Genomic DNA, 26,312 nt, shown 5'->3' with positions numbered 1-26,312 from the left:
TCGCTGCGGCCGTCTATCCCCGCTCGGTGGAAAGCCGCGCTCATCGCTCACGCGCGCAACAGGTCGCCGCACGTCCAAGCACAGCCGATCTCGTCGACCCAGCGGAAGCGAGCGCCAGCGGCGAACGCGCACTCGGCATCGACCTCGGAGTCGCCGATCAGCAGCACACGCTCCGGCCGCGAGCCGACGCTGTCGACGATCGCAAACAGCCCCGTCGGGTCGGGTTTCGGCGGCGCGTCGCCGCGGCCCACGACCGCCACCACGCGATCCTCGAGTCCGGCGCGCGCGAGCGCGGTCCGCGCCGCTGCAGCGTCGTTGAGCGTCAGAACGGCCAGCGGCAATCCCGCCGCTTCGCGCTCGAGCCAAGCACAAAGAGCCGCGTTCAACTCGCAGCGCGCGGCGGCGGCGCGCTCGCGCTCGGCGACGACCGCTTCCAGCTCGCGCGCCACTGCGCGGTGACCGCGGGCTGCGAGCGCGCGAAGTGTCGCGAGGACGCCGACCGGTGCTGCCGCTCCCAACAGCGCGCGGCCACGCTCGTTGGCGAGCTTTCGCAGCTGGGCCCAGTCGATGTCGAGCCGCGCGAGCGTTCCGTCGAGGTCGAGCACCACCAGCTCGGTGCCGTCCGGCAAGGCCTCGCCTCCGGCGCGCGTCACGCCTCGGCACCTCCTGCCACCGGTGCAGCCGCTCGGGCAGGTGGATCCGTGTCGCCGTCGACGGCGGGCGACACACCTTCGGCACTGCGACGGCTTGCGGGCCCGTCCACCCGCGCGCCGAGGTACCCCGTGCTCGCGAGCTCGTGCTCGTCGGCGAGCACCGCCGGGCAGTCGATGTGGCGGATCCACAAAAGCCCTTCCCGCAACCGCCCGATCTCGCCCGGGCGCGGGTCCTCACCGAACCCCAACCGTACGTAGAGGTCGGGGATGTTGAGGCCGGCGGCGGTGAAGAAGTAGCTCGTCGTGAAAAAGCGGCCGCAGTTGATCTCGGTCGGTCGCGCTACACCATCCGCGTCCTCTTTGAGGTCGACGCAGAAGACACCGTTGGCGTGCCGGTCGACCGCGCGCACCGCGCGCAGCGCGATCTCTTCGACATCGGGACGGTCGCGCGTCACCGCGACCGCCGGCGTTCCCGTCACACCGGACGGCGTGAGGTGCGGGTAGATGTACTCGAGCCGCTCCCGCAGCTGTGCGCAGACCAGCTCGCCGTCGCGCCAAAGCGAGGTGAAGGCGAAGTTCGCGCCCGGGAGCAGCTCTTGCGCCACGAACTCGAGCCCGGGGCGCGTGAGCTGCCAGTAGCGCAACCAGTGCCAGCCCGCCTCGACAGCGGCGACCGGCGTGGCCGCGAGCCCGCCGGCCCCGCCGCTTGCGCGCAGCCAGAACGGCAGCCCGAGCGTTTCGGCAGCTCGCTCGAGATCGGCACGGTCGCGCACTGCGAGCGAGGGCGCGGTGTGGACACCGGCGCGCTGCCACAGCTCGCCCGAGCGGCGCTTGTCCTGACAGATGCGAACGGTCTCGCGGTCGGGCAGAAAGACGCGGGCGGGGATGCGGTCGCGCAGCTCCGACACCGCTCGCACCTCGGGATCGGGCTGGGGATGGACGAACTCGATCCCCTCGCGCGCGACCAGCTCGCACAAGAACTCGGGGTAGGCGGGATCGTCGCAGCGGGGTGCCACGTAGGCGGCGTCGACCTCCGGCCACTCGAGATGGTGACGGTTGGTGTCGGTGCCGACGATGTAGTAGTCGTCCGCCGCGGCACGCAGCGAGCGCACGAAGTTGACGCCGGCGGGACCGCCCACACCGGTCACGAGCACCCGTCTCACACGGCCACCCCCGCCAGCACGCTCGCCGTGGCAGCGACAGGTCGTTCCCCGCGCTCGCCGGGCACCAGCCCGGCGCTGCGGCGAAGAGCCTCGACCACTTCGAGACAGCGCACGGCGTCGTCGACATCGACCTCGGGCGGGCGACGCTCGCGCACGCATTCGAGAAAGGCGCGCAGCTGGGCGACGAGTGGCTCTTCGGGCGGCACGAACACCCGCTCGACGACGCTTTCTTGCCGGTAGCTGCGCTGGTCGCGCGCGTCAGCGTGGAGGCTCGTCGAGCGACAGATTTCGATCGTCCGCCGCACGTAGTCGAGCGTGATGTAGGCGTGCTCGCTCGTGACCGCCAGACGGCGCACCTTCTCCTCGGTGACCCGGCTCGCCGACAGCGCCGCGATCAAGCCGTCGGCGAAGGCCACGGTCGCGACGGCGTGGTCGGCGCTGCGATCGGCGCTGCGCACGTGTCTGGCGAACGCGGCCAGGCCGGCGATCGGCGCCCGGGCGAGGGTGAGGAGCACGTGCACATCGTGCAGCATCAGGTCCTGGATCACGTCGGCGTCGGCGATCCGACCGTGCCACGGGCTGAGGCGCTGCATCTCGACTGCGACGAGCTGTTCGCCAGCGGCGAGCTTACGCAGCTCGCGCACGGCTGGGTTGAAGTGCTCGATGTGGCCGACCTGAACGATGCGGTCGCTGCCGCGCACGACGTCGTCGCGGAGCGAGCGCGCCGCGGCTGCCTCGAGCGCCAACGGCTTCTCGACGAAGACGTCGCGACCGGCGGCGAGCGCGAGCGCCACCTGCTGCGGGTGACAGCTGCTCGGCGAGGCGATACAGACGGCGTCGACGCGCTCGATCAGCTCCTCGAGCGAAGAGCAGACGCGGGCGGTGGTTCGCGCCGCCACCGCCTGGGCACGCGCGTGGTCGGGGTCGTAGACCGCAACGAGCTCGCAGAGATGCGGCAGGGAGTTGAGCGCGCGGGCGTGGTTGGCGCCCATCGCACCGGCGCCGGCGACGCCGACACGCACCCGCCGGCCCCTTTTGCCGCACCGCCCGCTCACGCTTCAGCCGCTCCTGGCTCCGGCGTGCCCGTCTCGGTCGCTTGGGGCACGCGGGCGACGACGACGATCTCGGCGGCGATTTCGGGGTAACGGCGGCCGAGCTCGAAGTAGGCGCGGATCAGCTCGTCGCTCCAGTAACGCTCGATCGCGCTGTTCGGAAGGGGCTTCAAGAACACGCCGCCGACATGTTCGACAGCGAGACCGCTAGCGGCGACGTCGGCGAGCAGCGCGGTGCGCGTGTACACGCGGCGATGGCCGATCCGACGATCCTGTTCGTCGAGGTCGGTCACGGCCCCGATCAGACCCATCGCGACCCCCGCCTGGCGGTGCAACGAGTCGGCGTTCGGCACGGTGATGAGGAGCAGACCTCCGGGCTCGGCGAAGGAGGCGGCCCGGCGCAGCAGCGCGACCGGGTCGCGCACGTGTTCAAGCACGTGGGCGAGCACGACACGGTCGAAGCGCTGCGACGGGACGTACTCCTCGAACAGCGCGTGCACCACCTCGACCGCGGGCAGACGCGCGCGCAGCCGCCGGACCTGTTCGCTCGAACCGTCGACCGCGGTTAGGTGGCGCACGCACCGCGCCAACCGTTCCGTCATGCGACCGTCGGCGCACCCCAGCTCGAGCACCCGCTCGGCACCCGCGAGCCACGGCTCGAGTGTCTCGAAGCGGAAGTCGACGAGCCGGGCGTTGAAACCGTCGTGGCTCGAGAAGCGGGCGGCGATCGCGTCGAGATGCGCGCGCTCGTCGTGGCGCTCGGGGCCAGCGTCCGGCACCGCTAACGGCTCGAAGTGCGTAGGGGTGGTGGTGGCAGCTCGCGCTTGCATGGCTCGTCCGTCGGCGGAGGCAGGCGCCCCGTTAGTCGGAGCGACAGTTCGCAACTTGAAGGGCGCGGGCGCCTACGCTTGCAGCGGTGGCGAAAGACGAACTTCCCCGTGGACGCCTGCGCCGCACGGTGGCGGTGGGGTCGGTGCTCGGTCGCGAGGGCGCACGCTACGCCTCGACGCGGGCGCGCAACCTGACCCGTAGCCGCAGCGAGGCCGAGCGCGCGCTCGAGGAGCTCCACGAGGAGGCGGCCGAGCGGATGGTCGAGACCCTCGGGCGGATGAAGGGTGCCGCGCTCAAGCTCGGCCAGCTGGCGTCGTTCATCGACACCGAGTTCCTGCCGCCCCAGTACGCCGACCTCTACCAGCGCAAGCTCGCGCAGCTGCGCGCCCACGCACCTGCGCTCCCGTGGCGCAAGGTGCGGAAGGTGATCGAGCGCGAGCTCGAGATGCCGCTCGCCGAGGCGTTCGCTGAGATCGAGGAGGAGGCAGCGGCCGCCGCCTCGATCGGCCAGGTCCACCGTGCGCTGCTTCACGACGGTCGGCGCGTCGCTGTCAAGGTCCAGTACCCGGGGATCGCCGAGGCGCTTCGCGCCGACCTGCAGAACGCCGGTGTCGTGCTGCGTTTCGCGAAGGCGATAGCGCCCGGCCTCGACGCCCGTGCGGTGGCGCGCGAGCTGCGCGAGCGCGTCGAAGAGGAGCTTGACTACGAGCTCGAGGCGCAACGCCAGCGCACCTTCGCGCGCGCCTACCGCGGCCACCCGTTCATCTACGTGCCCGACGTCGTCACGCGGCTGTCACGACGCCTGGTGCTGGTGACCGAGTGGGTCGACGGGCACGACTTCGAGCACGTCCGCACCCTCCCCCAGCCCGAACGCGACCGTTTCGGCGAGATCGTCTACCGCTACCACTACGGCTCGATCTACCACCTGCAGCAGTTCAACGCCGACGCCCATCCCGGCAACTACCTGCTGATGGACGACGGTCGCGTCGCCTTCCTCGACTTCGGTATGACCAAACAGCTCGACCGCGAGCAGATCCAGCTCGAGGTCGCGGCGCTCGACGCTGTCGTCGCCGGCGACCCCGAACGTGCCCGGCGCGCCCTCCACGAGCTCGGTTTTCTGCGCAACCCGCGCAAGGTCGATGCCGAACGGCTGATGGAGCATGTGCGCGCGGTTGCCGGCTGGTACCTCGAAGACCGCGAAGTGACGATCGATCCGCCGCTCGTGATGAGTGTGATCGCGGCGATGTCGGACCCGCGCTCGGGCTTCTACGACCTTTTGCGCCGCGAAAGCCTCCCAGCCAACGAGCTGCTCGGCCGGCGCATGGAGACGGGCGTGCTCGCCGTGCTCGGCAAGCTCCGCGCTACCCGCAACTGGCACCGGATCGGGCGCGAGTGGTGGTTCGGCGACCCGCCCGCGACCGAGCTCGGCGAAGCGGAGTGGGAGTACTTCGAAGCACGCGGAACGCGCCGCGAGCCGCTCGTGCGCCGCTGAGGCGCAGCGGCGCCGTCGCGAGCGTCAGAAGAGCTGGTTCTCGCCGGCGAAGATCTCCGACACCGAATCGTCGGTGAAGATCCGCCGGATCGTGTCGGTGAGGATGTCGGCGCAGGTGAGCTGGCGGATCAGCGGTGGCGCTCCCGCCTTGAGCGGCACGGTGTCGGTGACGACGATGCCCGACAGCGGCGAGTTGCCGAGGATCTCGTAGGCACGTCCAGAGAAGATGCCGTGGGTGGCGACCGCGTAGACCTCGCGCGCGCCCTCGTCGAGCACGGTTTCGGCGGCAACCGCGAGCGTCCCCCCGGTGTCGATGATGTCGTCGACGATCACCGCCACCTTGCCCTTGACGTCGCCGATCACGTGGCCAATCTCGGCGACCTGCTGCGCCGGCCGCTCTTTTTCGAGCAGCGCGTACGGAGCACCGACCTTCTGGGCGAACTTGCGCACGAGCTTAACTCGGCCGGCGTCGGGAGCGACGATCACGAGGTCGCCGTGCTGCGGCAAAAGCTGGTCCTGCACGTACTGGACGAGGATCGGCATCGCCGTCATGTGGTCGACCGGTTTCGAGAAGAAGCCTTGCATCTGCCCGGCATGCAGGTCCATCGTCACCATCCGGTCGATGCCCGCCACCTCTAGCGTCTCGGCCACCAGCCGCGCCGAGATCGGCTCGCGCGGGGCGGACTTTTTGTCCTGGCGCGAGTAGCCGTACCAGGGGCAGACCGCGACGATGCGGTGCGCCGACGCGTGCTTGGCAGCATGGACCATCAGCAGCAGCTCGACGAGCGCATCGTTGACCGTCAAGCCCTCGCGCTCGGAGCCGCAGATCGACTGGACGATGAAGAGGTCGGCGCCGCGGATCGACTCCTTGTAGCGGCAGTAGACCTCGCCGTCGGAGAACGTCTTGAGACCGGCGTCGGTAAGCCGCACGCCGAGGCGGTCGGCGATCTTCGCGCCGAGGTCGAGGCTGGCACGGCCAGCGGTGACCATGAGACGCTTCTCGTAGCCCGCCGAGATGATTGTCTCTGGAAGTACCGCAGGCGCGGCATCGATCGGGCGGCTCATGCCTTCTTGTCGTCCCTCCCGTGGAAGCGCTCGACCCAACCTTCGACGTTCCGCTGGCGAGCACGGGCAATCGCGAGCGCGCCGGGCGGCACGTCCTTGGTGATCACGGAACCAGCCCCAGTGTACGCCCCCTCGCCGATAGTTACCGGCGCCACGAACGCCGTGTCGACACCCGTACGAACGCGCGGGCCGATGACGGTGCGGTGCTTGGCGCGACCGTCGTAGTTGGCGGTGATGTTGCCGGCAGCGACGTTGGCGTCGGCGCCGACCTCTGCATCGCCGAGGTACGACAGGTGCGGCACCTTGGCGCGTTCGCCGATGTCGGCGTTCTTGACCTCCACGAAGGTGCCGATCTTGGCGCCGGCGCGCACGACCGTGCCCGGTCGCAGATAGGCGAACGGCCCGACCGTCGCCCCGTCGTGCACCTCGCAGTCGACGAGGCGGGCGTGCTCGATGGTGACGCCGTCGCCGACCCGCGCGCGCTCGAGTGTCGCGCACGGCCCGATCCGACAGTCGCTGCCGACACGCGTGCCTGCGCGCAACGTGCAGCCAGCGCCGATCACGGTGTCGGGACCGATCTCGACGTCGACTTCGATGACCGTGGCTTGCGGCGCTTCGAACGTCACGCCGGCCAGCGCCAAGCGTTCGATCAGCCGTTCACGCGCGACCGCCTCGGCGCGCATCAAGTCGACGCGCGTGTTGACGCCGAAGGCAGCGGCGACGTCGGTGGTGGGAACGGCCGCGACGCGCTCGCCAGCCGAGGCGAGCAGCGGGAACACGGCCGTCAAGTAGCGCTCGCCGCGCTCCTCGCGCACGCGCTCGAGCGCGGCAAAAAGCGGCTCCGGACGGAAGGCGTAGATGCCGATGTTCACCTCGCGGATGGCGAGGATCTCGTCGGGAACTCCCTCGCTGTGCTTGGTTTCGACGATCCGCTCGACGCTGCCGTCGGCGCCGCGCACGACGCGGCCGTAGCCGCTCGGGTCGAGCTCGTCGCTCGTGAGCAGCGTCGCCGCCGCGCCGCTTTCGGCGTGCTCGGCAACCAGCGCACGCACCACCTCGGCGCTGACGAGGGGGTGGTCGCCCGACAGCAACACCAGCGGGCGTTCGCGATCGGCCCACTCGCGCGCCGCCAACACTGCCGCGCCGGTGCCCTCGCCGACCCGCTGCTCGATCTCCTCTACGCCGGCCGGGAGGCGCTCACCGACGCCGCTGCCTGGCCGCACGACGCAGGCGATGCGCGCCGCCCCGGCGGCGCGGGCGGCCTCCACAACCCACCACAGCATCGGTCTCCCGCAGAGCGGGTGGAGAACCTTCGCGAGCCGCGAGCGCATGCGCGTGCCCTGCCCCGCGGCCAGGATCAAGCAGTCGAAGGGGATCGGTGCCACGCGCAGGCAGCGTAGCGCCGAGCCTGCTCCCACCGCACCGCGCGCGGAGCGATCAGAGTGCCGAGTGGGCGGGGCGATAGCTCATCAGCGCGAGCGCGTGGCGGCGAAGCCAGCGGTGACCGTCGCGCCACTCGGGCAGCGCCGCCGCGAGCGCCCGCCAGAAGGCGGGCGAGTGGTTGGGGTGCTCGAGATGGCAGAGCTCGTGGACGATCACGTAGCGCGCCACCGGTGGCGGCACCATCACCAACCGCCAGTTCAGCGACACCGTCCCGCGCGTCGAGCAGGAGCCCCAGCGGGTGCGCTGGTCGCGGATCGCGAGCCGCTGCGGGCGCAGACCTAGGCGCTCAGCGTCGGCGGCGAGCGCGCTGCCGAGCAGTTCGCGCGCCGTACGGCGGTACCAGCGGGCGAGCGCCTTGCCGCGCTCGGCACGGTCGGGACCGCTGACCTCGACGAAGGGCCCGCGGGCGCGCGCTAGCGCGCGCTCCCCCCGCCGCGCACGCAGTTCGTACGGAGCGCCCGCCACGTAAACCCACCCTGGCACGCCGAGCTCGAGCACGACATCGCTCGCCGGGTCGACGGGCAGTGGCGCGGGTGCAGCGGCGGGCATCGCAGAGGGGTGGCGGCTGGCCTGGGCAGATGGGGAGCCCGGATTCGAACCGGGATCTCAGGGCTCCAAAGGCCCGCGTCTTGCCGTTAGACCACTCCCCAGCAAGGATCGCGCCGCGCACGCCCGTCTCACCCCATGCTCGCTTCGCGAACGGGTAGCGAGCGGGGAGAGCGGCGCGCGCCGCGCTGCGCGTCCCCGAGTCTAGGGAGCGGGCACGGGGAACGCGTCCGTCGGTGGGCGAATCGCCGGCACGCGCCGCGGCAGGGTGAAGACCTGGGTCATGAAGTGGGCGGGAGCGATCATCCGCACGCGGCGCACGCGCGCGCTGCGCCGATCGATCTCGAGCCGGTACCACACCGGCGTCGCCGGATCGAAGAGGGCGATCCTTATCGTGGTGGCGGTCGCGCCGAGCCAAGCGACGTAGCGGGCGTAGGCGCTCCACCGGAACCACGAGGCACTGCGGAAACGCCCGTAGTAGGGGCCGCTCGTGACGCGGCCGTCGGGCAGCAGGCGCCACTGGCGCGGGCCGATCACGACGCCGCCACCACCGGTTGAGAAGCGGAACGCAAGACGGTCGGGAGCGACTAAGAGGTAGCGGGTGGCGACGGGGCGCCCGATCCCGCTCGTCAGCGTTTCGTATTCGGCGACCGCCGGCAAGCGGCGCATCGTGCGCTCGGCGCGAGCGAGCGCCCGCCGGGCGCGTCGCGCCCCACCGGGATCGAAGCTGGCGGGCAGCACCGCGCGTGCCGGCGCGCGTGCCGTGCCCGCGGATCGATCGGCGAGGGTCACGGCGAGCTCCCCACCTGTCACGCGCGCTGTCCCGGTCCAGCAGCCCGGGCCGCACTGGGCGAGCGCGCGCGCGCCCGACACTCGCGGCTCGCTATCCCAGGCGCGACCGCGAAGGTCGCGCAGGCGCAACTCGAATGCGACGCGCTGCCTGCTCGCATGCCGCAGCCACGCCGCGACGAGCACGGGGCCGGCGTGGTCGGCGACAGCGATCTCGCCTGGGTCCGGCGCCCGGGGCGGACAGCCGACACAACCGAAGGGATCGGCGCTGGCCGCTGTCGCCTGCACCTGTCGCGGCGGCAACGCGAAGCCTGCCAGCGCCGCGCTCGCCGCCAACACCGGGAGCGCGATCCACGACTCGCCGCGCACCAAGCGCCAGTGCCGTCGCTCGGTCGTCGTGCTCGCACCGCTGCGTCCGAGGCGTGGCCGCAGCACCAGGGCGTGCGCCCCGCTGACCGCAGCGACTAGCGCCACCAGTTCGATCTTCAACAGCAACACGCGCCCCCAGTCGCTCTCCCAGAGCTCCCGTGGCGACCCGATGCTGAGCGCCGCGTTCGCGCCGCCTGCGACGACGACCAGCAGAAACGCCGGTAGCGCCACAAGCCCGAACGGTTCGAGCACGGCCGGCACGAGAGCACGACGGAGTGGGCCTTCGCTCCCGAGCTCGCGCCACCAGGCGGCGGCGAGCGCAAGGATGCCGCCGAGCCACGCCGATCCCGCGACGACGTGCACGAAAACGGCAGCTACCGCTATCGCCTGCGGATCGGCCGATGCAGCGTGACCGGACAGCGCGAGCGCAGCGATCGCGACGAGGCAAAAGAGCTGGCGCGCGGGGCCGCGGCGGGGCGCGAACAGCGCTAGCGCCAGCGCCGCTATCACCGCCGTGCGCCCCACGCCCGCCCTGCTCTGCAACAGGAAGTCACTGAGAGCGGCGGGATCGAACGCTCCGGCAGCGCGAGTTGCGTCGGCGAGTGCCACGCAGACCGCGCCGACGAGCGCGGCCAGCCCGGCGCGAGCGTGCAGACGCTCGACCGCCCGCCGTCGGCGGGCGAGAGCGCTCGCGTCGCAACCGGCGCGTGGGGCGAGCGTGTCGGGAACCAGCCAACGGCCGGGCGTGCCCGTGCCGAGCGCAGCAGCGGCGAACAGCGGGCCGGCGTACGCGACGAGGCCGACATAGAGCAGCGCGCGACCGAGAAAACCGAGCACACCGCCGACGTCGAACGGTCCGGTGGCGGCCGCCGCCCCGGTCGAGCCGGGCGCGGGGGCGCGCACGCCGAAACCGACGCTGCCGGCGAGGGTGTGGCCGTCGACCGTCGATACGGTGCTCCATTCGAGGCGATAGCCGCCGCGCGCTAGCGGCCGCGCCGGGAAGACCACGATGCGCTTGCCGGCGACGACGGTACGTGCCGCGAGCGCGCGACCGCGCTCGTCGACAAGCACGGCGCGCGACAGCCGTGGCGCGAGCGGCTCGGCGAAGCTCAGCTCGATCCGATCGGGCGCCCGCTCGAGGCGCGAGCCGGGCGCCGGATCGCTCGCCACGAGCGACGCGTGGGCGAGCGCGCTCGCGGGCAGCGCGAACGCTCCGAGCAGCGCGAGTACGGCGAGCGCCAGCGCGCGGCGCGCCAGGCGAGCACGCTTGTGCGTGGCGATCGCGCTCCCCACGGCGCTAGCGCGTCGTGCGGCGATCGCCGCCGCTGCGCCTGCCGAGAGCGATGCCGCGTCTCGCCGCCGCAACACCGCTCGTCAGTTGCTCGCCCGTCACCTCGCCGATCACGTGCCCGACCACGCGGCCGCGCGCGTCGATGAAGAACGTCTCGGGCAGGCCGGTGACGCCGTAGCGGCGAGCGGTTTCGTTGTCGGGCTCGCGCACGCTGGGGTAGGTGAGGCCAAAGTCGCGCACGAAAGCGCGCGCGTCGTCGCGCACGTCCTGCATGTTCAGGCCCAGAAAGAGCACGCCGCTGCGCCGCTCCCTCCGCCACACGCGCTCGAGGGTCGGCGCTTCGCTGCGACACGGCGGGCACCACGACGCCCAGAAGTTGAGGACTACCGGCGTTCCGCGCAGCTCGTCGAGGCCGAGCCGCCCGTCGGCGAGCGCGCGCTGCAGCCGCGGCGCCAGGGCTTGGCGGTCGCCGGTGACGAGCAGCGGCAGCGCGAAACGCGGCGCGGTCGGTGTCTCGCCGCGCGCCAGCCGGCTGTCGATAGTGCCGCCGCCCGGGCGCGACAGGAGCCCGTAGACGAGCAAGGCGATGAAGGCACCCGCTACGAGCGCTGCGGCGACGCGCACTCCCAGCCGCGGCGAAGGCGAAGCCGGCTCGGCGTCAGGCTCCGCCCGCGCAGCGACCACCGCAGTCGCCTCGCTCGGTCCGGTCTCGCGGGACGGGTCTGGCATCGCCCGACAGTGTGACGGGTGCCGAGTAGCGGGAACGGCAGCAGCCGTCCGACGCCGATGCGGAGACTGCTTATCGGTCCGCCACCTGCCGGGCGACGCGAGCGGCCGCTAGCGGGTCGGTGCCGGCGCGGCCGCACAGCCAGCAGGCGACCGGGGCCGCTGCGCGCTCGGATGCGTGCGCCGCCTCCGCGGCGAGCTCGAGGAGTGCCGTGAACTGCGCGTCGTCGGGCGGTTCGAGCCCGAGCGCGGCGGCGAAACGTGCAAGCCACTCGCGCGCAGTTGGACGTGCGGCGCCTGCCGCCGTCCGGGGTTCGCGAGCGCTCGCGTCGCCCGTGCTCACGCCGCCACCTCGCGGAGGATGCGCTCGACGTCCGCGGCACACGATCCGCAGCCGGTCGACGCGCGTGTCGCACGCTGAATCTCGGCCAACGTCCGCGCCCCCTTGCGCACCGCTTCACGGATCGTGCCGGCGTTCACGTGGTTGCACGAACAGACCGTTGTTTCGGGATCGAGCTCGACGCCGGTGGCGGAACCGCGCAGCGCCTCGGGCAGGCAGACACCGGGATCGACCGCCTCGCCTTGGCGCACAGCTTCCGCCACCGTGGGAGCGCCGGCGAGGTCGCCGACGAACACCGCGCCCGCGAGCGCGCCGTCACGAGCGAAGACGAGCTTGCGGTACACGCGACCGCGACCGTCGCGCCACGCCACCTCGAGCTCGGGGTCACCGCGGGAAACACCGACCGCGAAGACGTCGAGCCCAGCGACTTTCAGCCGCGCCGCCGGGACCGTGCCGTGATAGCCGCAAGGGTCGCCGCAAGCGACCGCCGCCGCTACACGCGCCTGGCTCGTCGCCGGCGCCACGAGCCCGGCGACTACACCCTCGTGCTCCGCGCACTCGCCACAGGCAAGAACGCGCGGCGCGTCGGTGCGCATCTGTTCGTCGACGACGATGCCGCGCCGGCAGCCGATCCCGGTAGCGCGCGCAAGCTCGCTGGCGGGCCGCACGCCGCAAGCGACGACGACGAGATCGGCGGCGAGCTCGCGTCCGTCGCCGAGCGTGACCGTGCGGCGGTCGATGCGTTCGACCGTGGTGCCGCACTCGCTGGCGATTCCGCGCGCCGCGAGCTCGCCAGCGACGATCGCCGCGGCTCCAGCGTCGAGCTGCTGCGGCAGGATGTGGGCAGCGCCCTCTACGACCGTGACCGCCACGCCGTGCGCTGCCAGCCCGGCGGCGGCCTCGATGCCGAGCAAGCCGCCACCCACGACCACCGCCCGCTGGGCCGAGCGGGCGGCAGCAAGGATCCGCTCGCAGTCCTGGATAGTGCGAAAGGCGACTACGTGCTCGCTATCGATGCCCGCGATCGGCGGCAGGAAAGGATGCGACCCGGTGGCGAGGACGAGCGTGTCGTAGCGGTAGCGCGAGCCGTCGGCGGCCACCGCCTCGCTGCGGTCGACGTCGATCGCCGTGCACGCCGTCGCTAGCCGAAGATCGATCGCTTGCGCGCGCCACCACTCCCGGGGACGCAGCGCCAGCGCACTCGCGCTCTGTCCGCCGGCGAGCACCGTCGACAGCCGCACGCGGTCGTACGGCAGGTGCGGCTCGGCTGCGAGCACGGTGAGATCGACACTCTCCGGCCCTTTGCGCCGCCGTACCTCCTCGCAGCAGGCGACCGCTGCCGGTCCGCCACCGACGACGACGATCCGGCGACGGCGACGGCGCGCACGGCGGTGCGAACCCGTCGCTCGCGGCGCACTGACCGCACCGCTTTTCGCAGAGCCGCGAACACGCACGGGCTCGAGCCGGACAGCGGCGAACTTGAGCTCGGGTTGTTTCGACTCGGGATCGACCGCCGGGTTCGTCAAATCGTTTACCGTTCCCGCGCCCGGCGGCGCGTGCAGCGCGCCCCAGTGGAAGGGCGCGAACGCGACACCTTCGGCGAGCGCAGGCGATATCCGCACGGGTAGGCGGACGCTGCCCCGTCGCGAAACGACCCGTACTTCGTCGCCGTCACGCACCCCGGCGCGGCGCGCGTCGCCGGGAGCGAGCTCGAGCACCGGGGCGGGGCTCAACGCGCGCAGCTTCGGCGACTTGCCGGTGCGCGACAGCGTGTGCCAGTGCTCGGCCACACGGCCGGTCACGAGCACTAGCGGGAACGACTCGTCGAGCGGATCGTCAGGCGGCAACGGCGGAGTCGCACAAAAGCGGGCGCGGCCGTCGGGGGTGTTGAAACGGCCGTCCTCGTAGAGGCGGGGCGCACCCTCCTCGTCTCCCTGTGAGCGTGCGCTGCGCGAGAGAGGCCACTGGACGCTACCGCGGCGCACGAGCAGCTCACGGTCGACGCCGCTTATGTCGCACGGGCGCCCCGCGGTCAGGGCGGCGAACTCGGCGAACACCTCGTCGGCGCTCTCCCAGGCGAAGGCTGCGCCGAACCCGAGCGCGTGCGCGAGTTTCTGCCAGATGCGCCAATCGGGCAGCGCCTCGCCTGGCGGGTCGAGCGCCCGCCGCAGCGGCGAAAGTCGCCGCTCCGAGCAGGTCATCGTCCCGTCCTTTTCCGGCCAGGCTGCGGCCGGTAGGACAGCGTGCGCGAGCGCCGACGTCTCGGTCGGGTGGTGGGCGTCCTGCACGACCACGAGCTCGGCCCGCGCCAATGCTTCGCGCGCGCGGTAGGAGCGCGGCAGCGAAACGACCGGGTTGGTCGCGGCAATCCAGATCGCTCGCACACGTCCAGCCCGCACCGCGTCGAACAACTCGACGGCCGCGAGGCCGGGGCGCGGAGAGATCGACCCGGGTCGCAACCCCCACGAGCGCTCAAGCGCGGCGCGGTCCTCGGCGCGGTCCACTCGGCGGTAGCCGGGCAGCAAGTGGGCGAGGCCGCCGACCTCGCGACCGCCCATCGCGTTCGGCTGGCCGGTCAGCGAGAGGGGACCGCGCCCTGGCCGCCCGACGTTGCCGGTCGCCAGACAGAGGTTGATGATCGCGCGGTTCTTGAGCGTGCCGACGCGCGACTGGTTAGCGCCCATCGACCACAGGGCGAGGCTCCGCCCCCGTGCGAAGACGCGCGCTGCCCGCTCGATGTCGGCGGCCGCGACACCGCACGCTGCAGCGGCACGCTCGGGCGGCCAGGCGGCAGCCAACGCGGCCGCCTCCTCGAACCCATGCGTGCAACGGGCGACGAAGTGGCGGTCGACGAGCTGCTCGCGGACGACGACGTGGAGCATCGCCAAAAGCAGCTCGATGTCGGTCCCGGGGCGGAGCGCGAGATGGATGTCGGCGGCGACGGCGGTCTCGGTCGGGCGCGGATCGACACAAATAACGGTCGCGCCCTCGGCTTGGCGGTCCCGGATGCGTGACCAGACGATCGGGTGACAGGCGGCGGTGTTCGTGCCGACGAGGAGGAAGCAGTCGGCGAGCGCGATGTCGCTGTAGCTGGCGGGCGGGCCGTCGCTCCCGAACGCGCCGGCGTACCCCGCGACAGCGGAGGACATGCAAAGGCGCGAGTTCGAGTCGACGTTGTTGGTGCCGAGGAAGCCCTTGGCGAGCTTGTTGACGACGTAGTAGTCCTCGGTCGTGAGCTGACCCGAGATGTAGAAGGCGACGGAGTCGGGGCCGTGGCGATCGATCGTCGTCGCTATCCGCTCGGCGAGTCGCGCGATCGCCTGCTCCCAGTCGACCTTCTCGAAGCGGCGTTCGCGATCGTCGCGCCACAGCGGCACGGTCGCACGATCGCGGGCGTGGACAGCGGCCGGCAGCTCGAGCGGTTTGCGGCATGTGCGGCCACGGTTGACCGGGTGAAGCGGGTCGCCCCGCACTGCGCGCAGGCGGCCACCCTCGCTCCGCACAAGCAAACCGCAGCCCGTCCCGCAGTACGGGCAAGTGGTCCTGGTCTCCCGCGCGGAGGGTGCGGCCGCCACCGGCCCGACCCTACGAGCGGCGCGAGCGCTCGCCGTTCGACGATCGGTAGAAGCTGCCTCCGACGCCGTGTACGCGTCGGCCGCGGTCCGGCGCGCCAGCGCTCAGTCGCGTCCGTCGCCGCCGCGTGGCACGCGTCCGGCGGCCGCGCCCGGCTCATGGGCAGGTCCGCCAGGCGGAACGATGCCCAGCACGCGCATCGCTTTCAGACCTAGCGACAGCCGCTCGCGTCCCTCGCTCGACGCCACATCGAGCCCGGTCAGTTCGCGCACCCGCTCGAGCCTGTAGCGGATCGTGTGGCGGTGGGTGTAGAGGCGCTCGGCGGTGCGCGCGAAGCTGCCGTCGAGCTCGAGAAAGGTCTCGAGCGTGCGCACGAGTTCGGTTTCGTACTGCTCGTCGTAGGCGGCTATCGGGGCGATCGTTTCGCGGTAGAAGCGCTCGAGCTCGGTGGCGTCGTTGGCGAGCGCCGGCAATAGCAGTCGGTAGGAACCGGTGTCGTCGAAGGCGAGCTCGCGCTCGCCGTGCGCCTCGGCGACGTTGGCGGCGAGCTCCGCTTCGCGCAGCGCGCGCGCAAGCCCGCCCGGGCTGTCTGCCGGCCGACTTATTCCGAGCGCGTGGCTGTAGCCGGGGAACGAAGCTTCGAGCTCGGCGTAGAGCGCTCGCCGCACCCGCTCCCCGTTGTCGCGAGAGGGTGCGCCCGGAACCAACAGCACGATCTGCTCGCTCGTGCGCTCGCGCCCGCGCTCGGCCGGCAGCGGCGCCGCCACGCTGCCGCGGACCGTGGCCCGCACGGTGCGCGCGACAGCTCTCCGCAAACGCTCGCGCCAGTCGCCAGTCTCGGCCGACGGGGGACGGGCGCGCAACAGCAGGACCGTTGCCCCGCCAGCGAGGTCGACTTGGAGCGCCGCAAGCGCGCGCTCGACACCGTGCTCGTCGCCGGAGGCGAGCGCCGCGACGAGTTGGCGCGCCGATCGCTCGCTGGCGGCGTCGGGCGCCGCGCCACGCTCGACCTCGAGCGCGATCAGTGCCGCGATCGCGCGCACGATCTCAGGGGCCGCCGGTTGGCGGCGGTAGCGCAGCCGCAGCTCGCCCACCGTGCGGTCGGCGACGCGCAGCGCGACGCGCTCCACCTCCTCGCTCGCCGCGCGCAGCGCGCGCTCTTCCGCGCTCGATGCCGATGCGACGACGAGCGGTGCGCCGCGCTCGTCAGCGACCAGCAGGCTCGCGCCGAGGGCGCGCGACGCAGCGCGGGCGACCGCCGATAGACCGGCCCCCGCCTCGATCATCTCTGATACCGCCGCGAGGCCCGCCAGACCGTCGCGGGCGGCCGGCCCACTCATCTCCATCTCACGCCCAGCGGTCGTAGAACCAGACGACGAGCAAGCCCGCGAGGCCCCCGATCGCGAGCAAGGTCACGAGGATGTAGAGGGTGAGGAAGGCTGCCGCGGCCCGCTGCCACGTTCGTTCGTAGCTCGTGACCGCCGGTTGGAGGACGTAGATCACGTAGGCCACTACGACGACGGCGGCCGCCAGCAGCAACGCGATCTCGATCCGCCCGAGCCCCACCGGTACGACCTCACCGCGGCGCCCGCGCGCTCGCAGGGGGCGAACTCTCGGCGGCCGGTGTTGGCGGCGGGCCGCTGTCGACGACCGGTTGCTTTCCTGTGCTGGACCCGGTTTCCGACGCGCGCGCACCGCCAGCCACGCCCAACGCGCCGCGCCGCGTGCGCAGATGCGACGCGAGCACGAAGACGGCGGCCACACCGCCGAATGCGGTGGCACCGAGCGCCCAGCCAGCTACCACGTCGGAGAGATAGTGAACGCCGAGATAGATGCGTGTCAGACCGACGACCACGCAGATCGCGACACCGCTAGCGACGAGCGCTGCTCCGTGCGCGAGCCCGGGCACCGCCCGTGCCGCCACCACGGCGACGGCCACCCAGGCCGTTGCGTAAGCGGCGTGCCCGCTCGGGAACGCCGAACCTTCGACGGCGTCGTGGCCGCCGAGAGGCCGCGGCCGGGCGATCGCGTCCTTGAGGAGATCCACCGCGACGACCAGCACCACCGCCCCGAGCGCCAGCGCCGCCGCGTCAGCCCAGCGGCGACGAGCGACAAGCAGCACGACGGCGAACGCCAATACCCCGAGCACGATCGTGGGGCCGCCGAGGTCGGTGACGACCTTGGCGACGTCGACGAGCAGGGCCGAATGCAGGTCGGCGGCAGCCTCGGCGGCGAGTTCGTCGAGCCTGCTCGCGCCGGGTGTGGCAGCGACGCGCGTCGCTTCCAGGGTCAGCACGTAGGCGCCAGCTCCGGCGATCGCGACCGGCGTCGTGAACTCGAGACCGAGATCGCCCGGCGTGAGGCGGTCGACCAGGAAACGCACGCGCGGTGCGAGCACGCGGCCGCTGGGCAGCAACACGCGCACCCACAGGCGTGCCGCGACGCGCAGCGGCGCGCCGGCGTACGGCCGCGCGCTCGCTCGCGCCAGCGCCAACAGCAGCCGCTGCCGCCGCTCTTCTTGCCGCAGTAGGCGGTAAGCGACGATCGTCGCGACGACGAGCGCCACCAGCATCCCGAAGGCGGCGGTCGCACGGCTCGCCAGGCTCGCGATGGTGTCGAAGGAGTGCCAGAAAACGAAACCGAGCACGCAGAACGTCGTCGACCAGATGCCGGTGCCGATCACGCTGTAGGGGATGAAACGGCTGTAGGGAAGCTGTGAAGACCCGGCGATGAAGGGAGCGAGTGCGCGCACCACGCCGATCCAGCGCCCGATCAGGATCGTCTTGCCGCCGTGGCGATCGAAGTAGCGCTCGACCTGCTCTAGGCGCTCCTCGGTGATTCGGAAGCGTCCCCCGTGCTTGAGCGCGAACGGCCGCCCGAGCTTGCGGCCGAGCAGGAAGGAAACGCTGTCGCCGGCGATCGCTGCGAACCACGTCACCCCGATCAGCAGCAGCAGGTCGATCTCACCCTGGCCGGCGATGACACCGCCGACGATCACCACTGTTTCGCCAGGAACGACGAGGCCGACGAAAGCTCCCGTCTCGAGGAAGGCGAGCGTTCCGACGAGCAGGTACGACCAGGGCCCGAGCGCCTGCGCGGTGTCGCGGATCAGCTTTTTGGGATCTGGCGGGTGCGGGAGCAAACCGCTCGCCACCACGACCACTGCCGCTGCCGCGACGAGCGCGGCGAGCGCAGCGGGCCAGCCGAGGCGCCGCCGGAGCGGCACCACAGCTGCTACGAGCAGCGCGGCGAGCGCGTAGCCAGCTACGCGCACCCCGCTGTCCCTCCCTGCACCGACAGGGCGGGCGCCGGCGTCGATCGATCGGCGATGGCGGTCACTATCGGCTCCTCGAAACCGCTCGGCAGCTCGGCCCGCAGCGCAGCGGCCGCAGTGCGGGCCTCAGCACGGGAACGGTAGAGACCGAAGACGGTCGGTCCCGATCCTGACACAGAGGCAGCGAGCGCACCGCTTCTGCGCACGGCATCGAGGGCCACCGCGATCTCGGGCACCAGGGCGGCAGCGACGGGCGCAAGGTCGTTGGCGACGGCGGCGGCGATCTGCTCGGGGCTAGCTGTGGCGAAGAGCGCCCGCACCGTGTCCAGGTCGGGCAGCGGGGGCGGTTGCGGATGGCGACGGTCGAACTCCCGGTAGACGTGCGCGGTGGCGAGACCGTGCGTGTGCGGCACGAGCACGACCGCGAGCGGCGGCAGCGTGAGCGGCTCGAAATGCTCGCCCACCCCCCACACCAACAAGTGTCGTGGTTCGAGCTGGGAGGGCACGTCCGCGCCGAGCGCGAGAGCGAGCCTCGCGAGTTCTTCGCTTTCCACAAAGGCCGCGCGCTGCCCGGTGGTGGCGAGGGGGCTTGGCGTTTCGGCGCTTGCCCCCGCCGCGCTGCGCCCCAGCGCATCGCGCGCTAACGCCAGCGCGGCGCGCAGGGCGGCCGCTGCGTCGGCCGAACCGCCGCCGAGCCCGGCTGCCACGGGTATGCGCTTGTCGATCGTGGCACGCAGCGGCGGCAGCGTCGGAAGCAGGCCGCGCAGTGCTTGCAGTGCGCGCGCGACGAGGTTCTCGCCTGCCACCCCCGGACAGACAACGACGTCCTCGGCTAGCGCAGGGTCGAGCTCGATCTCGACGGTGTCGGCGAGCTCGAGCCGGGCGAACACCGAGACGAGCGGGTGCATCCCGTCGGCGCGCGCGCGACCGACCCGCAACAGCAAGTTCAGTTTCGCCGGCGCTTGTTCGCGCAGCCTGCGGGGTGCGGCAAACCCCGTGTAGTGACCACCGAGCCCCGCGCGCCGCGCCGCCCCTGTCACTTGCGCTCCCCCGCCATCCGCACTCACGACATATACCCGCTTTCCCTCACGCACCCGGGTGGTCGCTCCCGTCGAGCCCTTGTCGGGTCCCACCCCGCCCAGCGCCCTCGCCGGTCGCGGACGCTGCGCCAGAGCTCGCGGCTCGTGGGCCGCCGCGCTGGCGCTCTGGGCCGGCGCCAGCGAGCTTGTCGGCGAGGCGTCGCCACGCATCGGCGGCGAGCGCCTCGGCGCGGGCGTCGGGCGGGTAGCCGAGGGCGGCGAGCGCGTCGCGCACGCGCGCGCGGTCGGCGGCGCCGACGACGCCTGCGCGCGAAAGCGCGTTGGCTAGCGGCTTGCGGCGGTGCGCGAACCCGGCTCGCACGAGCCGGACCGCGCGCTCGTCGAGCGGCGGACGCACGCGCTCTAGCCGCAAAAGCGCCGACCAGACGCGCGGGCGGGGAAGGAACACGTCAGGTGGCAGCTTGCGCTCGATGCGCACGTCGCAGGCCGCCTGCACAAGCGCCGACGCTGTTCCCCGAAGGCGTGTCCCTGGGGGCGCCGCGAGCCGCTCGGCCACTTCCAGCTGCACCATCACGAACCAGTGTCGCACTTCGGGAAACGCGGTCAGAGAGGCGACCAGGAACGTCTGGGCGACGGCGTAGGGCAGGTTGGCGACTATTCGCGTCGGCCGCGGCTCGAGCAGCGCCGCGTCGAGCTCGAGCGCGTCGCGGCGCCAGACGCGCGCCTTGCCGGCCGGGAGGACGCCAGCGAGGTAGTCGGCGAGACGTGGTTCGATCTCGACCACGTGCAAGAAGCGCGCTCGCCGGGCGAGCTCGCCGCTCAGCACGCCCAGCCCGCCGCCCACTTCGAGCACGACATCGTCACCGCCGACAGCGGCGTCGTCGAGGATCGCGTCACGCAGGTTGCGGTCGACGAGGAAGTTCTGGCCGCGCCGTCGCTTGGGTGCGATACCGAGCTCCGCCAGCGTCGCCCGCGTCCAGTCGGCGAGCGTCGCCCCACGAGCCGCGGGCGCTCGGGTGGAAACGCCGGCGCCTGGGTCGCGTTTTAGGGCGGACCCGTCCGCGTCGGGGCCGTGCTTTCGGGCGGGAGCGGCCGCGCCGGGGTCGCGCTTTCGGGCGGGAGCGCCGGCACCGACGACGCGATCTCGACGAGCGGTCACCAGCCGAACACTCGCCGCGCGTTGTCGGCGATCTGTCGCGCGAGCCGTGCGGGATCGTCGCCGCGCAGCGCGGCGAGCGTCGCCACGGTGTGGGCGACGTTGGCCGGCTCGTTGGGCCGCCCTCTGAGCGGTTGCGGGCTCAGGAAGGGAGCGTCGGTCTCAGCGAGCAAGAGCTCGTCGGGCACCTGCCGAGCAGCTGCTTGCAGATCGCGGGCGTTCCGGTAGGTGACGTTGCCGGCGAACGAGCAGTAGTAGCCACGTTCGATGCACTCGCCGACCCGCTCCGGCATCCCGAAACAGTGGAGCACGACCGGGGTCGCGCTGTCGTGGTCGGCGAGTACGCGCAGCGTGTCGTCGCTTGCGGCACGGGCGTGCACGACGACCGGAAGCTGAAGCTCGCGCGCCAGCTCGAGCTGGGCGCGGAAAGCGGCGACCTGCGTGGCGCGCGGAGCGCGCTCACGGTAGTAGTCGAGCCCGGTCTCGCCGATCGCAACGACGCGCGCGTGGCGTGCACTGTCGGCGAGCTGCGCGAGAGCAGCGTCGTCGAGCGCCGACGCGCTGTTGGGGTGGCAGCCGACGATCGCGTGCACTTCCGGGTGGGCCGTGGCGAGCTCGAGCGCTGCGCCAGCGCCGGCTGGTTCGATCGCGACCGTCGCGATACGTTCGACACCCGCCTCTCGCGCCCGTTGCACCACCGAGGCGGCATCGCCCTCGCAGAGATCGAGGTGGCAGTGGGTGTCGACGAGCGCGAGCGGCGTGCTCAGCGCGCCGTCGGTCGACTCGCCGGTCGCAGATCGGCTCGCTTGCCGCGAACGGGGGTCGCTCATCCAGCAGGCGCCCCCGCGACGCGCGGGAACAACTGGCCGACGCTCGCGACCGAACGACCCGCAGCGCCCGCGCCGAGCTTCGCTTCGGCGAGACCGTCGTTCTCGGAAGCCAGGGCGCGCAAGAGGCGCGCGCTGGCGTCGGGCAGGTACGGCGCGGCGAGAATCGCGACCACCCGCAACCCGTCGACGAGCCCGTAAAGCACGTCGTCGAGCGCACCGTCGTTGCCCTGTTTGGCGAGCTCCCAGGGGCGCCGGTCCTGCACGTATCGGTTGAGGAGCTTGACCCGCCGCCAGATCTCGTCGAGCGCGCCGCTCACGTCGATGTCGTCGAGCCGCCGAGCCACGGTCTCGGGCAGGTTCGCGAAGGACTCCGTCAAGCCACGTTCGACGCTGCCGGCGGGAACACGCCCAGCGCGGTAGCGCTCGACCATCGCGATCGTGCGGCTGGCGAGGTTGCCGAGCTCGTTGGCGAGCTCGGTCGTGTAGCGCGTCTCGAACCCTTCGGGCGAGATCGATCCGTCCTGCCCGAACGTCACTTCGCGCAGGAGGTAGAAGCGGAGCGCGTCGGAACCGAAGGTGTCGATCACCTGGAACGGATCGATCACGTTGCCGAGCGACTTCGACATCTTGTGCTCGTCCATCAACAGGTACCCGTGCGTGAAGATTCGCCGGGGCAGTTCGAGCCCCGCGGCGAGCAGCAGCGCAGGCCAGATGACGGCGTGGAACTTGAGGATGTCCTTCGCGATCAGGTGGACAGTCGGCGGCCAGAAGGTTCGTGCGAGATCCTCGCCAGGGCGGGCATAGGTGAGGGCGGTGTAGTAGTTGAAGAGAGCGTCGACCCAGACGTAGATCACCTGCGTCGGGTCCCATGGCACCGGCACGCCCCACGTGAGGCGGGCGCGCGACAGCGACAGGTCCTGCAAGCCCTGTTCGATGAAGGCGCGCGCCTCGTTGTACTTGGCCTCCGGCTTGACGAAGTCGGGACGCTCGCGGAAAAGCTTCTCGAGCGGCTCCTGGAACGCAGAGAGCCGGAAGAACCAGTTCTCTTCCCGCTCGCGCTCGAGCTCGACGAGGTGGATCGGACAGCGGTTGCCTTCGGCGAGTTCGCTCGCGGTCTTGAAGTCGGCGCAGCGTGGGCAGTACCAACCCTCGTACGAGCCACGGTAGACGTAGCCGTTGTCGTAGATGCGCTGCACAAGCTCCTGGACCTTGTGCTCGTGGGGGGCGTCGGTGGTGCGGATGAAAAAGTCGTTGGTGGCACCGACAGCCCGTGCCAGCTCGCGAAACCGTTCCGAGTTGCGGTCGGCGAGCTCGCGCGGCGAGACGCCCTGTCGCTCGGCTGCCTGCGCGACGGGCTCACCGTGCTCGTCCGTGCCCGTGAGAAAGAACACTTCCTCGCCGCGCTGGCGCATGTGGCGGGCCAGAACGTCGGCAGCGATCGTGGTGTAGGCGTGGCCCAGATGGGGTTCGGCGTTGACGTAGTAGATCGGCGTCGTGACGTAGTAGGCCATCCGCGTCGATGCTATCCGCCGACCGCGGTCGGGCAGGACGAGTGCGCACGAGGGCCAGCGCCACGAGCAGCGCGCCAGCCAGCGCTACGAGCGCTTTGGGCACTGCCGTGCCGTGCGCGCGCGTGCCGGCCTCTCGGCGACCGCGCACTGTCCCCGCTACCGCTCCGGGACGGACCGTCCGCGATCGCAGCTCGCTACCGCCGCCGTGCACGCCCCGGGCTGGGCTGCCGCTACCCCGTTCGCGTACCGGTGGCACGGTGGCGCGCAGCCTGGGTCGTGTTCCGGACGCGAGCCCCGGCGTACCCCGCTCGCGCGGGCGCGACAGGCGCGCGGCAGGCGACACCGACCGACCGCCGCGCAGAGCCGCACGAAGCGGACGCGGGCGGGCGGCGCGCACCTGCTGCCGGGGTGGGGCTGCGGACCGTTCGACAGCGCGGTGGGCAGCTCTCGAGCGACGTGCCGAGCGGTTCCGCTGTGCACCGCCCCCGTCGACGGTGGGCACCGCGGCAGGTACGTCCCGCGTAGGCGCTTCGCGAGCCTGCCCGGGTGCGCCGGTCGCCCGGTCTGGAACCCCCGCCGGGACCGGCGAGCGGGTGTCGCCGACGGGCGTCTGCGGTGCCGCGGGAGCGTCGTGGCGCGCGGGGAGAAAGGCGAGAGGATCGAGGTAGCGGTGCCGCTCGCCGGCTTTGCGGACCCCGAAGTGCAAGTGCACGTACGTGCTCCCCGGCGGCGGCTCGCTTGCAAGCCGGCCGATCGTCTCACCGGCATCGACACGGTCCCCCTTCGCGACGGTCAAAGAACCGAGATGGAGATATGTCGTCTCGAGCTCACCCGCGGGCAGCGCCACCGTGACCACCAGCCCTTGCCTTGCTACACGCCCCGCGTACGTGACCACGCCGGCCGCTGCCGCGCGCACCGCCTCGCCGGGCGCCCCGGCGATGTCGATGCCGCGGTGCTGGCCGCTGCTGTAGGGAGAGCTCGCGACAAGGAACGAACGGACGACGGGGCCATCGAGCGGCCACACCCGCTCGGCCGCAGCGACCGGCGCACCCGACACAAGCCAGAGCACAAGCGCAAACGGAAACTGCAACAGGAGCGCTTTGGCGAGCGACCGAACGGCGTCGAACGGATCACGGGTGGTGTAGGCAGCGCCGCGGGGGCGAAGAACGCGTCGGGGCATGGCGCGACGCTACGAGCGCAAAGCGTGCGCGGGAAGGCCGCGTAGCTCCGTTGTCTCGCGCCCGTTACGCGCCGTTTGCGCTCGTTGCCGCGCGGTAGAGATCGTTGGCGCTCGCCCCGGTCAGCTCCGCTACGACCGACGCCGCGGTACGCGGTTTGGCGCCGGCGGCGACGAGACGCTTCACGGCGCGCACGGAGCGCTCGTCGACCGTCGTCTTCGACGTACCCGAGGCCGGCCCGATGACAAGCGCTATCTCGCCCTTCGGCACCTGGTCGCGGTAGCGCTCGGCGAGCTCGGCAGCAGTCCCGCGCACGACCTCCTCATGCAACTTCGTCAGTTCCCGGCAAACAGCGACCGGCCGCTCCGGGTCGCTTTCGGCGATCGTCGCCAGCGTCGCTGCCAGGCGCTTCGGCGACTCGAACGCCACAACCGTCTCGCGGTGCTGTTCGAGCAGCCGTTGGAGATCTCCGCTCTTGCGCGGCAGGAAGCCAGCGAAATGCCACTCGGCGCTGCTGAACCCGGAAGCGACGAGGGCGGTCGTCGCCGCCGAGGGGCCGGGCAGGACCTCGACCGGCAGGCCGGCGGCGACACAGGCGCGCACAAGCAGGTAACCGGGATCGGAGATCAGCGGCATGCCGGCATCCGACACGAGCGCGACCACCGCCCCCCGCTGCATCCGCGCGACGAGCTCGCTAGCACGCTCGCGCTCGTTGTGCTCGTGGTAGGAGACGAGCTCAGCGCGCACGCCGTAACGGTCGAGGAGCTGGCGCGTGCGGCGGGTGTCTTCGCAAGCGACGATGTCGGCCGACCGCAGAGCCGAGAGCACCCGCAGCGTGACGTCCTCGAGGTTGCCGATCGGCGTCGGACAGACGATCAAGCGGCCCTCAGCCATCGCTGCCCCCGCTGGGCGCGGCACCCTCCGTAACCGATCTCTCGCTGCCGCCGGTCGCCATCTCTAACGCCATGATCGCAGCACCGACGGCGCCGGCACGCTCCCCGAGCTGGGCGCGCTCGACGCGCACCGAGTCGCCTATGCCGGGCAGCGCCCGCTGTCGCAAAACTCGCTTCGCCGGCGCGAGCAGGAGTTCGCCGGCGCGAGCCAGTCCACCACCGATCACGATCACCTCGGGATCGAAAGCGTTGGCAACGGCGACGAGACCGGCGCCCAGCTGCTCGCCGAGCGTCGCGAGCAGCGCCCGGCAGTCGGCGTCGCCTGCAAGCGCGAGCTCGGTAACGAGCGCGCCGTCGACAGCTTCCCCGCGGCGGGCACGCGCGGCGAGGGCGGCGATCGTCCCGCGTTCGGCCGCCTCGCGCGCCGCACGGTCGAGCGCCCCGCCCGAGGCGACGGCCTCTAGACAACCCTCGCCCGGACACTTCCCTTGACAGCGCTCGGTTCGCCCGGCGACCGGGATGTGGCCGAGCTCGCCCGCGAAGCCGCGCGCGCCGCGAAAGAGCTGCCCGTCGCAGAGGATCGCTCCGCCGATACCCGTGCCGAGCGTGAGCATGACGGCGTCGCGCGTGCCCCGGGCGGCCCCGAGTGCGGCCTCGCCGCGCAGCGCACAGTTGACGTCGTTATCGACGGCGACGGGACGTCCAAGCGCCGCTTCGGCGAGCGCCCGAAAATCGACGTCCTCGAGCGGCAGGTGCGTCGAGTATGGAATCGCGCCGCGCTCTTTCGGTACCAGCGCCGGCAGACCGAAACCGAAGGCGAGCGGATCCTCCCCATCCACGAGCTCGCGACAGACCGTCAACAGGAGATCTATAACCGCCTCGCGGCTGCGCTCCTGCCACTGCCGCAGAAGCTCGCGCTCGACGGCAAGATCGGGGCCGAGCCGCACCGCCAGGACCTTCGTCCCGCCGGCATCGACCCCGACGACCGGGCCTCGACGCGCACCGCACCCGCGGACCTCCCCGACCGGCCGCTGCGAGCCGCCGGCCGCGGACCCAGCGGGGTGCTCGTTGTCGCGGGCAGGTTCGGCCAAGCGGAC

21 protein-coding genes, 1 tRNA gene and 1 pseudogene are annotated in these 26,312 nt (G+C 72.0%); 1 reads left to right on the top strand and 22 read right to left on the bottom strand.

Going from position 1 to position 26,312, the window contains the following annotated elements:
* Positions 1-47: 47 nt before the first annotated feature.
* The 4 genes from JDY09_RS01435 to JDY09_RS01420 are packed head-to-tail and all read right to left on the bottom strand — an operon-like array spanning position 48 to position 3,698.
* Positions 48-653 (bottom strand): HAD family hydrolase, encoded by a 606-nt coding sequence (locus JDY09_RS01435; protein ID WP_274717137.1) that lies wholly within the window; start codon positions 651-653, stop codon positions 48-50.
* On the bottom strand, positions 650-1,816 hold the full coding sequence (locus JDY09_RS01430) for a hypothetical protein (RefSeq protein ID WP_274717135.1): 1,167 nt from the start codon (positions 1,814-1,816) through the stop codon (positions 650-652). Before JDY09_RS01430 ends, JDY09_RS01435 begins: the two co-directional genes overlap by 4 nt.
* Positions 1,813-2,871: a Gfo/Idh/MocA family protein gene (locus JDY09_RS01425; protein WP_274717133.1), complete on the bottom strand. Its 1,059-nt coding sequence runs from the start codon at positions 2,869-2,871 to the stop codon at positions 1,813-1,815. Before JDY09_RS01425 ends, JDY09_RS01430 begins: the two co-directional genes overlap by 4 nt.
* Entirely contained in the window at positions 2,868-3,698 is an 831-nt protein-coding gene (locus JDY09_RS01420) for a class I SAM-dependent methyltransferase (RefSeq protein WP_274717132.1), read from the bottom strand. Before JDY09_RS01420 ends, JDY09_RS01425 begins: the two co-directional genes overlap by 4 nt.
* Before the next feature lie 86 nt (positions 3,699-3,784).
* Here JDY09_RS01420 and JDY09_RS01415 point away from each other — a divergent pair, with 86 nt between their 5' ends.
* Positions 3,785-5,191, top strand: coding sequence for an ABC1 kinase family protein (locus JDY09_RS01415; protein WP_274717130.1), 1,407 nt, complete (start codon positions 3,785-3,787; stop codon positions 5,189-5,191).
* 24 nt (positions 5,192-5,215) lie between these two features.
* On the opposite strand, the gene JDY09_RS01410 is transcribed toward JDY09_RS01415, so the two are convergent.
* The 18 genes and pseudogenes from JDY09_RS01410 to JDY09_RS01325 form a co-directional block, all read right to left on the bottom strand.
* Positions 5,216-6,256, bottom strand: a complete 1,041-nt coding sequence (locus JDY09_RS01410; RefSeq protein ID WP_274717128.1) for a ribose-phosphate diphosphokinase — start codon at positions 6,254-6,256, stop codon at positions 5,216-5,218.
* Complete coding sequence (glmU, locus tag JDY09_RS01405; RefSeq protein ID WP_274717126.1) at positions 6,253-7,641, bottom strand: bifunctional UDP-N-acetylglucosamine diphosphorylase/glucosamine-1-phosphate N-acetyltransferase GlmU; 1,389 nt, start codon at positions 7,639-7,641, stop codon at positions 6,253-6,255. The genes JDY09_RS01410 and glmU overlap by 4 nt, the downstream gene beginning before the upstream one ends.
* Before the next feature lie 52 nt (positions 7,642-7,693).
* Positions 7,694-8,248, bottom strand: coding sequence for a M48 family metallopeptidase (locus tag JDY09_RS01400; RefSeq protein WP_274717124.1), 555 nt, complete (start codon positions 8,246-8,248; stop codon positions 7,694-7,696).
* Between the two features lie 29 nt (positions 8,249-8,277).
* A tRNA-Gln gene (locus JDY09_RS01395) sits at positions 8,278-8,349 on the bottom strand.
* Positions 8,350-8,449: 100 nt separating this feature from the next.
* Positions 8,450-10,696, bottom strand: coding sequence for a copper resistance protein CopC (locus JDY09_RS01390; protein ID WP_274717122.1), 2,247 nt, complete (start codon positions 10,694-10,696; stop codon positions 8,450-8,452).
* 4 nt (positions 10,697-10,700) lie between these two features.
* On the bottom strand, positions 10,701-11,423 hold the full coding sequence (locus JDY09_RS01385) for a TlpA family protein disulfide reductase (protein WP_274717121.1): 723 nt from the start codon (positions 11,421-11,423) through the stop codon (positions 10,701-10,703).
* Between the two features lie 70 nt (positions 11,424-11,493).
* On the bottom strand, positions 11,494-11,763 hold the full coding sequence (locus tag JDY09_RS01380) for a DUF6457 domain-containing protein (protein ID WP_274717119.1): 270 nt from the start codon (positions 11,761-11,763) through the stop codon (positions 11,494-11,496).
* A complete protein-coding gene (locus tag JDY09_RS01375) occupies positions 11,760-15,335 on the bottom strand; it encodes a nitrate reductase (protein ID WP_274717117.1) in 3,576 nt (1,191 codons plus the stop codon). Before JDY09_RS01375 ends, JDY09_RS01380 begins: the two co-directional genes overlap by 4 nt.
* 102 nt (positions 15,336-15,437) lie before the next feature.
* On the bottom strand, positions 15,438-16,673 hold the full coding sequence (locus JDY09_RS01370) for a PucR family transcriptional regulator (RefSeq protein ID WP_274717116.1): 1,236 nt from the start codon (positions 16,671-16,673) through the stop codon (positions 15,438-15,440).
* A 7-nt stretch (positions 16,674-16,680) separates the two neighbouring features.
* On the bottom strand, positions 16,681-16,899 hold the full coding sequence (locus tag JDY09_RS01365) for a hypothetical protein (RefSeq protein WP_274717114.1): 219 nt from the start codon (positions 16,897-16,899) through the stop codon (positions 16,681-16,683).
* A gap of 10 nt (positions 16,900-16,909) precedes the next feature.
* A complete protein-coding gene (locus tag JDY09_RS01360) occupies positions 16,910-18,607 on the bottom strand; it encodes a VTT domain-containing protein (protein WP_274717112.1) in 1,698 nt (565 codons plus the stop codon).
* Entirely contained in the window at positions 18,598-19,647 is a 1,050-nt protein-coding gene (locus JDY09_RS01355; protein WP_274717110.1) for a 4-(cytidine 5'-diphospho)-2-C-methyl-D-erythritol kinase, read from the bottom strand. The genes JDY09_RS01360 and JDY09_RS01355 overlap by 10 nt, the downstream gene beginning before the upstream one ends.
* 46 nt (positions 19,648-19,693) lie before the next feature.
* Positions 19,694-20,806 (bottom strand): 16S rRNA (adenine(1518)-N(6)/adenine(1519)-N(6))-dimethyltransferase RsmA, encoded by a 1,113-nt coding sequence (gene rsmA, locus JDY09_RS01350; RefSeq protein ID WP_274717108.1) that lies wholly within the window; start codon positions 20,804-20,806, stop codon positions 19,694-19,696.
* Entirely contained in the window at positions 20,803-21,633 is an 831-nt protein-coding gene (locus tag JDY09_RS01345) for a TatD family hydrolase (protein WP_274717106.1), read from the bottom strand. Before JDY09_RS01345 ends, rsmA begins: the two co-directional genes overlap by 4 nt.
* A complete protein-coding gene (gene metG, locus JDY09_RS01340; RefSeq protein WP_274717104.1) occupies positions 21,630-23,144 on the bottom strand; it encodes a methionine--tRNA ligase in 1,515 nt (504 codons plus the stop codon). Before metG ends, JDY09_RS01345 begins: the two co-directional genes overlap by 4 nt.
* A gap of 733 nt (positions 23,145-23,877) precedes the next feature.
* Positions 23,878-24,324 (bottom strand): annotated as a pseudogene (locus JDY09_RS09960) (peptidoglycan DD-metalloendopeptidase family protein); the annotation flags it as partial.
* Positions 24,325-24,388: 64 nt separating this feature from the next.
* Positions 24,389-25,216 (bottom strand): 16S rRNA (cytidine(1402)-2'-O)-methyltransferase, encoded by an 828-nt coding sequence (gene rsmI, locus JDY09_RS01330; RefSeq protein ID WP_274717100.1) that lies wholly within the window; start codon positions 25,214-25,216, stop codon positions 24,389-24,391.
* Positions 25,209-26,306 carry an ROK family protein gene (locus JDY09_RS01325; protein WP_274717098.1) on the bottom strand — a complete coding sequence of 366 codons (1,098 nt, stop codon included), beginning with the start codon at positions 26,304-26,306 and terminating at the stop codon, positions 25,209-25,211. The genes rsmI and JDY09_RS01325 overlap by 8 nt, the downstream gene beginning before the upstream one ends.
* Between the last annotated feature and the right edge of the window lie 6 nt (positions 26,307-26,312).

The organism is Thermoleophilum album, assembly GCF_028867705.1.
GTDB lineage: Bacteria > Actinomycetota > Thermoleophilia > Solirubrobacterales > Thermoleophilaceae > Thermoleophilum.
The sequence above is the reverse complement of the archived record's forward strand: the minus strand, read 5'-3'. Positions and strand labels throughout refer to the sequence as shown.

Coding starts and splice junctions, on each gene's coding strand:
- JDY09_RS01420 (WP_274717132.1), bottom strand. CDS start 3,698: ATGCAAGCGCGAGCTGCCACCACCACCCCTACGCACTTCGAGCCGTTA.
- JDY09_RS01410 (WP_274717128.1), bottom strand. CDS start 6,256: ATGAGCCGCCCGATCGATGCCGCGCCTGCGGTACTTCCAGAGACAATC.
- JDY09_RS01400 (WP_274717124.1), bottom strand. CDS start 8,248: ATGCCCGCCGCTGCACCCGCGCCACTGCCCGTCGACCCGGCGAGCGAT.
- JDY09_RS01385 (WP_274717121.1), bottom strand. CDS start 11,423: ATGCCAGACCCGTCCCGCGAGACCGGACCGAGCGAGGCGACTGCGGTG.
- JDY09_RS01370 (WP_274717116.1), bottom strand. CDS start 16,673: ATGAGTGGGCCGGCCGCCCGCGACGGTCTGGCGGGCCTCGCGGCGGTA.
- JDY09_RS01345 (WP_274717106.1), bottom strand. CDS start 21,633: ATGAGCGACCCCCGTTCGCGGCAAGCGAGCCGATCTGCGACCGGCGAG.
- metG (WP_274717104.1), bottom strand. CDS start 23,144: ATGGCCTACTACGTCACGACGCCGATCTACTACGTCAACGCCGAACCC.
- rsmI (WP_274717100.1), bottom strand. CDS start 25,216: ATGGCTGAGGGCCGCTTGATCGTCTGTCCGACGCCGATCGGCAACCTC.